We start from the raw sequence: 1,223 nt of genomic DNA on the forward strand, positions 1-1,223 counted from the left end.
TGAACCGTTCCGGGTTTGGTGGGGACTCGATCATTTGAGAGGATCGAGTCATGGCACGTCCTTCCCAGTACCCGCTTGAGCTGCGCCGTCGTGCGGTGCGGATGGTCGCCGAGGTGCGGCCGGATTACGAGACCGAGTGGGCCGCGATGAAAGCGGTCGCCCAGAAGCTGGGCATCGGCACCACCGAGACACTCCGGAAGTGGGTGCGGCAGGACCAGATCGATGCCGGTGCCCGGCCGGGCGCCACGACGGAGGAGTCTTCGCAGCTCAAGGCGCTGAAGAAGGAGATCGCCGAGCTGAAGCGGGCGAACGAGATCTTGAAGGCGGCGGCGTCTTTCTTCGCGGCCGAGCTCGACCGGCCACACACGCGCTCGTAGCGTTCATCGACGAGCACAAGGGCCGCTTCGGCGGCGTCGAGCCGATCTGCCGTGTTCTGACCGAGCACGACTGCAAGATCGCCCCCTCCACCTACTACGCCCACCACAAACGCCAGGCCGCGCCGTCGGCCAGGACCGTGCGGGACAGCGAGCTGAAGGAGCTGATCCATCACGTCTACGACACCAACTACCGCGTCTACGGGGCGAGGAAGATCTGGCGGGAGCTGAACCGCCAAGGCCAGGCCGTGGCCCGCTGCACCGTCGAACGCCTGATGCGCGAGCTCGGCATCGCCGGAGCGGTCCGCGGCCAACGCGTGATCACTACGCTCCCCGGCGGCCAGGCCGGCCGGGCCCCGGACCTGGTCGACCGGGACTTCGTCGCCGGCGCCCCGAACCGCTGCTGGGTCGCGGACTTCACCCACGTGAAGACCTGGGCCGGTGTCGTCTACGTGGCGTTCGTCGTGGACACCTTCTCCCGCCGGATCGTCGGCTGGTCCGCGGCCACCGTGAAGGAGACGGTCTTCGTGCTGGACGCCCTGGAGATGGCGATCTGGCAACGCGACCGCGACCAACACCCCATTCAGCCAGGTGAGTTGATCCATCACTCCGACGCCGGGTCGCAATACACGAGTTTCCGGCTCGCCGAACATCTGGACGCTGCAGGCATCGCCGCCTCGATCGGCTCGGTCGGCGACGCCTACGACAACGCCCTGATGGAGAGCACGATCGGCCTGTTCAAGACCGAGCTGATCAAGCCACGGCGGCCGTGGAAGACGCTGTCCGACGTCGAGCTCGCCACCGCCGAGTACGTCGACTGGTACAACCACCGACGACTCCACGGTGAAA

Annotated in this window: 1 pseudogene; it reads left to right on the plus strand. The window is 66.9% G+C overall.

Annotation, left to right across the window (positions count from 1 at the left end):
- Positions 1 to 50: 50 nt before the first annotated feature.
- Positions 51 to 1,223 (plus strand): annotated as a pseudogene (locus tag ACEPPI_RS40500) (IS3 family transposase); the annotation flags it as partial.

The organism is Streptomyces sp. AB3(2024) (assembly GCF_041862025.1).
GTDB lineage: Bacteria > Actinomycetota > Actinomycetes > Streptomycetales > Streptomycetaceae > Streptomyces.